Genomic DNA, 8,984 nt, shown 5'->3' on the forward strand with positions numbered 1-8,984 from the left:
GGCACCTCCGAGATCATCCGCAACATCGTCGCCGAGCGCGTCCTCGGGCTCCCGTCGGAGCACCGCAATGACAAGGACCGCCCCTGGAAGGAACTGGCCAAATGAGCATCGTGAGCACCCCTGTGAATGCAGCGTCCGACCTCGACGTGCTTCCGTCTGACGTCGAGATCGACCTCCGTCACACCGTGCGCGACCTGCTCGCGGATCGATGCACACCGGACGCGGTCACCGCCATGTACGACGGTGACCGGTCGGTCGTCGAGCCGCTGTGGCGTGCCCTCGCGGTCGATCTCGGCCTGGCCGGACTGCTCGTTCCCGAGGAACTCGGTGGCGCCGGTGCCTCGGCGGTCGAGGCAGCCGCAGTGTTGGAGGAGCTCGGCCGAGCGGCCGCGCCGGTGCCGTTCCTCACCAGCTCGGTCGTGGCCACGACCGCTCTGCTCGCCTGTGTCGAGAACGACGTGGCACGGAAGACGATCACGGCCATGGCGGAAGGTGAGCTCACCGCCGCGCTCGTCGTACCCCTCTCGACCGCTCCCGAGGGTGACCTTCCGAATTTCAACGCGATCGACGGTCGCGTCACCGGTAGCGCGCGGAGCGTCGCGGGTGCGCTCGAGTCGGACGTACTGGTCGTGCCTGTGCAGACCATTGACGGTGTCGTCTTGTACGTCGTCGAGCAGAGCGCTGCGACGATCACGCCCGTGGTCTCCCTTGACATGGGCCGCCAGGTCGCCGACGTCACGCTGCACGGCGCCCCCGGACACCTGGTGCTCACCGATGGTGACGCCGTGATCCAGAGCGCACTGCTGGCTGGGGCCGGGCTGCTGGCCTCCGAGCAGGTCGGCATCGCGCGCTGGTGTCTGGAGGAGACCGTGGCCTACCTCAAGGTGCGCAAGCAGTTCGGCCGGGTGGTGGGAGGCTTCCAGGCGCTCAAGCACCGCTTTGCCGACCTGTACGCCGAGGTCGAGTCCGCCTCTGCGGCCGCCCGGTACGCCGCTGCCGCGCTCGCCGCGGGAACCGACGTACCGATCGCAGTCCGCGTCGCCGCGGCGTACTGCAGCGACATCGCGGTCCACGCCGGCGAGGAGGCCGTGCAGCTGCACGGCGGTATCGGCATGACCTGGGAGCACCCGACGCACCTCTACCTGAAGAAGGCGAAGGCCGACCAGATCGCGTTCGGCACGGCTGGCGCGCACCGCGCTGCGCTGGCGGGCGTCATCGATCTCAGACTTGCGGAGGCGTGATGGTCGCAGGCGAGTTCCTCTACGACAAGCACGACCACGTCGGCGGAGCCGTCTACTGGCGCTCCCTGATCGACCTGACGTTGCTCCCGGCCCTGGGACGGATGTTCCGAGCGGCACCGGTGGCGAACGTTCTCCACCTCAATGACAATGAGAGGTCAGGCACGACATGCAGGCAATGAGCACGATCGGTGCTGCCGCGAGCGAGGCGTTCGAACGCGCGCTGCGCGCGCGGACAGTGTGCGAGGCATTTCAGGTCACGGCGGCTGCGCGGGCCGAGCAGGTCGCTGTACGCACGGCTGATGGCAGCGTTTCGCTGACGTATGGAGTCCTCGCTGAGCGGGTGCGGCGGGTGGCTGCTGGCCTGGCGGCGCTGGGCCTCAATCGCGGGGACACGGTGGGGATCATGCTCACCAACCGGCCCGAGTTCAACGTCGTGGATCTCGCTGCCATGCATCTGGGTGCCGTCGCGTTCTCCGTCTACAACACGTCAGCACAGGGGCAGATCGAGTACGTCTTCGCCGACGCGGGCAACAGGATCGTCATCACCGAGCTTGCGTTTCTCGAACGCCTGACGGCTGTGCGCGACGGCGGCACGCCGATCGATCACCTCGTGGTGGTCGACGGCGAAGCGGACGGCACGCTCAGTCTCGGGCAGCTGGAGGCGCTCGGCGACGCACAGTTCGATTTCGAGGCAACGTGGTCGGCGGTCGGCCCTGAGGACCTCCTCACGTTGATCTATACATCCGGCACGACAGGCCCGCCCAAGGGTGTCGAGCTCACGCACGGCAACATGATGAGTGAGATCCAGTCTCTGCAGCAGGCCTTGCCGGTCACGCCGGGTGGCCGCACGGTCTCGTTCCTGCCCGCGGCGCACATCGGTGACCGATGGAGCGGACACTATTCGCCGCTGGGGGTCTGGGGCTTCACTGTCACCACCTGCGCGGACCCGCGCACCGTGATGGAGGTCGTGAAGCAGGTCCACCCGACGGTGTTCCTGCCGGTTCCGCGCATCTGGGAGAAGACGAAGGCAGGTCTTGAGGCAGAGATCGAGTCAGCACCCGGTGTCCGTGGCAAGCTGATGCGCTGGGCCATGGAGGCCGGGATGAAGAATGCCCGCGTCGTGCAGGCGGGCAAGCCGGCCGGCCCTGTCCTCCAGCTGCAGGCGAAGGTCGCTGAAGCGATCGTTGGCTCGACGATCCGTCGCAAGCTGGGGGTGGACCAGGCTGAGTGGTTCCTCACCGGAGCGGCGCCCACGCCTCGCGACGTGTTCGAGTTCTTCGCTGCCGCGGGGATCCCGATCTGCGAGATCTGGGCCATGAGTGAGACGTCTTGCGTCATGACCGTCAACCCGCAGGACCGCATAAGGGTCGGGACGGTGGGATTGCCGCTCCCCGGCCTCGAGGTCAAGGTTGCTGACGACGGAGAGCTGCTCGTGCGCGGGGCGACGGTCATGAGGGGCTACCGCAACAAGCCCGAGCAGACCGCTGAGGCCATCGATGCCGAGGGGTGGCTGCACACCGGCGACATCGGGACGATCAACGACGACGGCTACGTGCGGCTCGTTGATCGCAAGAAGGAGATCATCATCAACGCGGCGGGCAAGAACATGTCGCCTGCCACCATCGAGACCTGGTTGAAGTCCTCCAGCCCCTTGATCGGCCAAGCGGTGTGCATTGGCGACGGCCGGCCCTACAACGTCGCGCTGATCACCCTTGATCCGGACGGCGCCGTCGGGAGGTCGGCGGACGACCCGGACACGATCGCCGAGGTCGCGGCTGGCGTGGAGCGCGCCAATGGTCAGCTGTCACGCGTCGAGCAGATCAAGAAGTTCAAGGTCCTTGCCGAGGAGTGGCTGCCGGGTAGCGAGGAGCTCACGCCCACGATGAAGGTCAAGCGGAGGACCATTGTGGTGAAGTACGCCGAGGCGATCGAGGAGCTCTACACGGGTTAGCTGGTGGCCGTCAGACCTGCCGGGTGCCCACGATTCGCAGGGCCATCTCGGCGTATCGCTCGGCAATGTCTTCGGGTTTCCACTCGCCGTCCTCGTGATACCAGCGCCCCAGGTCGATCCCGAGTGACAGCAGGGCGACAGCGGTCATGCGTGGGTCTGGAGAGTCGAAGTCACCGCTGGCAACACCCGCCTCGACCAGTCCGCGAACCTCGCCCTCGATCTCCTGGCGGATGCCACGGATGGCGGTTCGGTGAGCCGGACTGAGAGCGGCCAGCTCGTAGTTGACGATCCGGGATTCGGTGTGCCGCTCCGCGTGATGGACGGCGAAGTCGTGGACGACGCGGGCCAGTCGTTCCACCGGGGTCCCGCCCGCCGCATTGGCTTTGCGTACCAGGGTCAACGTTCGCTCATGTCCGGCGCGAGAGATCAGGTACAGCAGCTCCTCTTTGGACCGATGGTGGACGTAGAGCGCGGCCGGGCTCATCCCGGCCGCGGCAGCGATGTCGCGGGTCGTCGTGCCGTGGAAGCCCTTCTCCGCGAACGCCGCGATCGCTGCCTCGATGAGGCGTGCCCGGGTGGCCTCGGCACGTGGCGTGTTGGCGCCGTTCGTGGTTTCCGTCATCGCGTATCTCTCCACTCGGCTGGATGGTGGGGTCGACAACGCCATGGGAGATGTGTTGACGCGGCTCCGAGCGAGTGACACACTCAAGTCAATAAGCAAGCGCTTGGTAAGTCAAGTCCGAGCGGACGTCGATGTGAAGTCCAGGCTCTTGCTGTCGATTGTGACAGCGAATACCTTCGAAATTGTGGGGCCGACATCCGTCGACCATCGCCATCGCGAGGGGGCGCTGCCGAACCCGCAGTTCTGGAGGTACCCCGTGGAGATCGATCGCCAATCGCACATCGCAGGTCTGTCGAGGCCGTCGCGATGACCGTCGCACTGTCGTACTCCGTCGACCATGCCGACGACTCACTCCTGCTGGATGAGCGTGAGGGTGTGTGGGAACAGGCCATGCGTGAACGGCTGTGTCCGATGGGGATCCGACTCCCGCGCGACGACCAAGGTGCCGGTGCGGTGGTGGCAGCTGACTTGGCAGACCTGTTGTTGACGGACTGGGACTGCCCGCCCATGGACGGATACCTGTCGAGCCGCACGTTGCGCGCGGCACCGGATCGGGACTTCGTGATGGTGATGGCGGGATACGGCGGTCATGAGCTCATGTCGTCCGGAGACGTCGAGAGCTCATTCGCCTCGGGTGATCTCATCATCACGAGCCGGGAGGGCGTTGCGCACGGTGGCTTCACTGTGCGGCAGGGCATCCGAAAGCGCACGTTGCTGATTCCGCGTGCCGCCCTGATGGCCGCGGGAAGCGGGACCAACGTTCACAGCTCACTCGCTCTGGGAACAGATCGTCCCTTGGTCAGCTGTTTCCACGCCTTCCTCGACCAGGTGTGGAAGCAACTCCCGGACATGAGTGCCACCGAGACAGAGGCGGCACGGACGGCGCTGGTGGCGCTCGTCGCGGGCATCATCCGGTCGGAGGGTGTTGGTGCGAGCGATCAGTCGGCGCTTCCCGCATTGCGTGCGCAACTGGATCGGTCGATCGCGGAGCGCCTGAAGCACGGTCCCGTCCGCCTCGAAGACCTGGCGGCCGTACACCGGGTCTCGACCCGCACCATCCACCGGGCCTTCGCCGTCACCGGCGACACCATGAAGTCAGTGGTCCGCGCGCAACGACTTGCCGCAGTGCGCCAAGACCTTCTGAACACCAACCTGACGATCGCGACGATCGCTCACCGGTGGAACTACTACGACGCCAGTCACCTCGGTCGAGAGTTCCGTGACGTCTTCGGCATCTCTGCTGGCGAGTACCGGCAGAACAACTCGGGTGACACCGGCGGGTCGATCCGGTCGATGACTGACCACCTGTCGGTTGTCGCGACCTGATCCCGGACAGCCGGACTGTCCCCAGCTCGGGTGCCCGGTGAGTGGCTGTGGCACGACGGAAACGCTTACCCCCGGCGTACCCCCGCATCGCAATCCGTGCTGTTCCATGCGTTGAATTGTCCCAATTCTAGGCGTGAATCCCGCGTGCGAGGGCCAGGGAAGCCATTCGCAATGAGAAGGTCAGGGGTTCGAATCCCCTCAGCTCCACCAAGTTTTCGCAGGTCAGCGGCAGGGTTCCGGAACCTCATTTTGAGGAGAAAGAACCCTGTGTCGGCATTTACTCGGCACTTCACCGAATCACGCCTCCGTCTCTGGCGGTTCTTCGTCTGTGTCGTCTCGTGTCTCGGGGTGTCTCGTGCACCTGTCAGTCATGGACATCAACGACACCCGTCCGGAGACCCTCGAGCTTGTTCTGACGCGTAGCGCAGCGCCGCATCAGCGAGTGCCGACTCGGACGCGACGCGTTGCATCGTCGACGTCGTCCAGTTGGGTGTTGGGTGATTGGGATCGAACATGCCCCCCGACAGTGACCCGTCAGGTACGCCCGATCCCTGTCGCAATCAGGGGGGAACCTGCGTTTGCGCAGGTCAGCAGGTGCCCCCAACTGGCAGGAGTGCCAGTCGCTGCTGGCCGCAAGGGGCGTTCGCGGCGGCGCGGGTCAATAGTCGTAGAAGCCGCGGCCGGTCTTGCGGCCCAGAAGGCCGGCGTCGACCATGCGGGCCAGAAGCGGCGGCGGGGCATAGAGCGGCTCCTTGAACTCCTCGTAAAGCGACTCGGCGACGGCCTTGGTGGTGTCGAGGCCGATCAGGTCGGCGAGTGCGAGCGGACCCTGTGGGTGGGCGGCTCCGCGGACCAGTCCCTGGTCGATGTCGGCGGCGGTGGCGAAACCGGACTCCAGCATCCGGATCGCGGAGAGGACGAACGGGATCAGCAAGGCGTTGACGACGAACCCTGCGCGGTCCTGGCAGTAGATGGGGTGCTTGCCCAGTTCGTCAGCGACGAACCTATATGCCCGGTCGGTGGTGTCGGGCGCGGTCAAGAGGCTCGGCACGAGCTCGACGAGCGAGAGCACGGGAACCGGGTTGAAGAAATGGATCCCCAGGACCTGTTCCGGTCGCTTCGTGGCGACGGCGAGCTTCATGATAGGGATGGAGGAGGTGTTGGACGCGAGCACGGCGCCGGGATCGGCGACGATCGCATCGAGCCGGGCGAAGAGAGCGGTCTTGGCCGTCTCGTCCTCGACGATCGCCTCGATGACCAGGCCGCGACCGGCGAGGGCGTCGAGATCGCTGCTGACGGTGATCCGCGCGATGACCTCGTCGACATCGGCCACTTTGCCCCGCCGCGCGGCCCGCTCCAACGACGCCCGCAACCGGCCGCGACCGCGCTCGGCCGAGGCGGCGTCGGCATCGACGAGGACAACGTCCTTGCCAGCGCGGGCGCACACTTCCGCGATGCCGGCCCCCATCAGTCCTGCGCCGACGACGCCGACCCGATCGATTCCATTCATGTGAACCTCCGTGAGTCGGTACAGCGAATCGAAGTCAAGCGGCGCCGTGGACGCCGGTCGCCGGCTACAGTTGGACGGCGGTGATCCTGACCCCGGCGTGCACCTTGTAGCGCCGGTTGGCCGAGATCAGGTTGGCGGTGAGCGCTTCGATCTGGCGGGCGTTGCGGAGCCGACCGCCGTAGATCCCGCGCACGCCCGGGATGAGGTCGCAGAGACTTTGCACGAGGCCCGTCGCCTTGAGCACATCGCCAAGTACGAGCACATCGGTGTCGACCGAGGCGACCTCGGGGTCGTCGAGCAGGACGGCGCTGACGTTGTGGAACGCGCCAACCACGGTCGAGTCCGGCAAGATCGCCTGGGCCTGCTGCGCGGCAGAACCCTCCTCGACAGGCAGGGCGTATGCCCCATGCTCGTCGAAGCCGAGTGGGTTCACGCAGACGACGACGACCTTGCCCGACAGCTCTGCTCTGAGGGAGGCGAGCACCTCGCCGTGGCCGTCCCAAGGTACGGCAACCACGACGACATCACCGGCGGCCGCGGCACCGGCGTTGGCGGTGCCGGTCACCTGGCCGGGAAGGCTCGCGGCGGTGTCAGCCGCCCGGTCCGCGCTGCGACTGCCGATCACGACCGGCACACCGGCGGCGGCGAAGCGCCGGGCGAGGCCGCGACCCTGCGGTCCGGTACCGCCGAGGACAGCGATCGTCTTGCCGGCCAGCGTTTCAGGGAGTGACATCATTTCCTCTCGTGGTTGCCGCGTCGGACGCGGAAAGGGCAGAAGTGTGCGACGGGCGTTCGAGCATGCGTTGGCGGCTCGGCGCACCCGGGACGGGAGTGGCACTCAATCTTGCTTGCCGGCCGCGAACACCTTGGCGTACTGAGGAACGAACTGCTTCGCCGCGCGTTTAATGGCGTTCGTGAACGGCTCGCGGATCTGCTCGTACGCCTTCAGGGCGACGCTGGGGTCCGGGTTGTCGACGAGCTGCCTCGCGAGCTCGCCCGCATCCTGGATCGCCTGGTTGGCGCCCTGTCCCAGCAGCGGACGCATCGCGTGCGCTGAGTCGCCGAGCAGGGTGACGCAGTCACTGCTCCAGGTGTGGATCTCGGGGAGGTCATAGAGCGGGTAGGAACGTGTCACAACCAGGTTGGACTTGATGAGATTGATGAGGGCCGGGTCGGTGTCATCGGGGTAAAGGCTCAGGAGTCGGTCGAGCGGGACAACGTTGTCCGGCAGGTCAAGGAGCTGGTCGCCCATGTAGATGGAGGTGTCGATGCCGACGTGGGTCCCCCTGCGGGTGGGCCCGGTGATGGCGTTGACCGAGCTGCCGTCCGGCAGGGGGTGTTCCCAGCGGCGGCCCCTGTCGTTCGCCCAGCCTTCGGGCAGGGCGGAGGCGAGCGCGAGGCTACGGCAGATCGTGACATTGGCGAAGGGCGCCTCGACATCAGTGAACAACTTGCGGACGGTGGACCTGATTCCGTCGGCTCCGATGAGAATGCGGGGACGGATGACCGTGCCGTCTTCGAAGATCGCTTCGGCGTGAGTGCCCTTGTCGGCGACGCTCGTGAGACGCATGTTCGCGTGGGTGCGGTCGACGGGGAAGTAGCTGAGGATCGTGCCATGGAGATCAGAGCGCTGGATGCCGAACGTCTCGCGCATGCCCGTGCGCCCCTCGACCTTGACACCCATGTCGGTCAGGTCCGGAATCTTCAGGAAGTGCTGGAGCTCTCCCTGCATCGTGCGGAGTTCCATGCCGACGGATGGTGCCGCGGTGTCCAGCACCGCCTGGTGGGCGTCCCACTCGCGGAGGACGTCGATGCTCTGGTTGTCGATGCCGATGGTGCCGCCGACCTCAAGGAACGCGGGTGCCTGGTCGTAGAGGTCAACGGTGAAGCCGGCCTTGTGGAGGAACCAAGCGATGGACACTCCGCCGATTCCTGCGCCGATGACGGCGACTGTCAGTTCGGCACGCTCCTGGGGGCTCATCTTGTCACTCATGCTGTTGCTCCTCGTTGGTGCGTAGCGGTCTACCAAGGCGCCGGTCGTACGGCGCGGCGAGACCGAGATGGTTCGAACTCGGGTTGCCTTCGTCTCTCCAGTCGTCTCGGCGGAGGTCGTCGGCAAGGTCGACTGTGACAGTCCACACAGCCGGCGTGGAAGCAGAAGAAAGGAAAGGGTGGGGTCAAGAAACCTGATCGCCTCGCGGTTGCCTGGACATGGGATCTGCTGTGACGAACCTCGTCGACAGGACGCCCGTCGGCCACCTCGTGCAGAACGCGGCGGAGTCGGCCAGACGGAGTACCTAGGTGTGATGTCCGGGGACGTTGGTCAGTCGGGTG

General features: G+C 66.2%; 7 protein-coding genes. 3 read left to right on the forward strand and 4 right to left on the reverse strand.

Annotated elements, in window-relative coordinates; translation table 11 throughout:
* Positions 1–101: 101 nt before the first annotated feature.
* Both ACOADB_RS09150 and ACOADB_RS09155 read left to right on the forward strand, forming a co-directional pair.
* Entirely contained in the window at positions 102–1,241 is a 1,140-nt protein-coding gene (locus ACOADB_RS09150) for an acyl-CoA dehydrogenase family protein (RefSeq protein WP_378597650.1), read from the forward strand.
* 175 nt (positions 1,242–1,416) lie between these two features.
* Positions 1,417–3,192: an AMP-dependent synthetase/ligase gene (locus tag ACOADB_RS09155; RefSeq protein ID WP_378597651.1), complete on the forward strand. Its 1,776-nt coding sequence runs from the start codon at positions 1,417–1,419 to the stop codon at positions 3,190–3,192.
* Between the two features lie 10 nt (positions 3,193–3,202).
* On the opposite strand, the gene ACOADB_RS09160 is transcribed toward ACOADB_RS09155, so the two are convergent.
* Complete coding sequence (locus ACOADB_RS09160; protein WP_378597652.1) at positions 3,203–3,859, reverse strand: TetR family transcriptional regulator; 657 nt, start codon at positions 3,857–3,859, stop codon at positions 3,203–3,205.
* A 261-nt stretch (positions 3,860–4,120) separates the two neighbouring features.
* Between ACOADB_RS09160 and ACOADB_RS09165 the strand changes: the two genes are divergently transcribed.
* On the forward strand, positions 4,121–5,140 hold the full coding sequence (locus ACOADB_RS09165; RefSeq protein WP_378597653.1) for a helix-turn-helix domain-containing protein: 1,020 nt from the start codon (positions 4,121–4,123) through the stop codon (positions 5,138–5,140).
* 658 nt (positions 5,141–5,798) lie between these two features.
* Here the strand turns inward: ACOADB_RS09165 and ACOADB_RS09170 are convergent.
* From ACOADB_RS09170 to ACOADB_RS09180, 3 genes are all read right to left on the reverse strand, one after another.
* On the reverse strand, positions 5,799–6,650 hold the full coding sequence (locus ACOADB_RS09170) for a 3-hydroxybutyryl-CoA dehydrogenase (protein ID WP_378597654.1): 852 nt from the start codon (positions 6,648–6,650) through the stop codon (positions 5,799–5,801).
* A 64-nt stretch (positions 6,651–6,714) separates the two neighbouring features.
* A complete protein-coding gene (gene npdG / locus ACOADB_RS09175; RefSeq protein WP_378597655.1) occupies positions 6,715–7,383 on the reverse strand; it encodes an NADPH-dependent F420 reductase in 669 nt (222 codons plus the stop codon).
* A 105-nt stretch (positions 7,384–7,488) separates the two neighbouring features.
* Positions 7,489–8,643 (reverse strand): FAD-dependent oxidoreductase, encoded by a 1,155-nt coding sequence (locus tag ACOADB_RS09180; protein ID WP_378597656.1) that lies wholly within the window; start codon positions 8,641–8,643, stop codon positions 7,489–7,491.
* Between the last annotated feature and the right edge of the window lie 341 nt (positions 8,644–8,984).

This window comes from Nocardioides sp. CPCC 206348, from assembly GCF_048654705.1.
Classification (GTDB): domain Bacteria; phylum Actinomycetota; class Actinomycetes; order Propionibacteriales; family Nocardioidaceae; genus Nocardioides.

What these genes read in the sequence shown, in the direction of transcription:
- ACOADB_RS09150 (WP_378597650.1), top strand. Translation starts at nt 102, where the DNA reads ATGAGCATCGTGAGCACCCCTGTGAATGCAGCGTCCGACCTCGACGTG.
- ACOADB_RS09155 (WP_378597651.1), top strand. Translation starts at nt 1,417, where the DNA reads ATGAGCACGATCGGTGCTGCCGCGAGCGAGGCGTTCGAACGCGCGCTG.
- ACOADB_RS09160 (WP_378597652.1), bottom strand. Translation starts at nt 3,859, where the DNA reads ATGGCGTTGTCGACCCCACCATCCAGCCGAGTGGAGAGATACGCGATG.
- ACOADB_RS09165 (WP_378597653.1), top strand. Translation starts at nt 4,121, where the DNA reads ATGACCGTCGCACTGTCGTACTCCGTCGACCATGCCGACGACTCACTC.
- ACOADB_RS09170 (WP_378597654.1), bottom strand. Translation starts at nt 6,650, where the DNA reads ATGAATGGAATCGATCGGGTCGGCGTCGTCGGCGCAGGACTGATGGGG.
- npdG (WP_378597655.1), bottom strand. Translation starts at nt 7,383, where the DNA reads ATGTCACTCCCTGAAACGCTGGCCGGCAAGACGATCGCTGTCCTCGGC.
- ACOADB_RS09180 (WP_378597656.1), bottom strand. Translation starts at nt 8,643, where the DNA reads ATGAGTGACAAGATGAGCCCCCAGGAGCGTGCCGAACTGACAGTCGCC.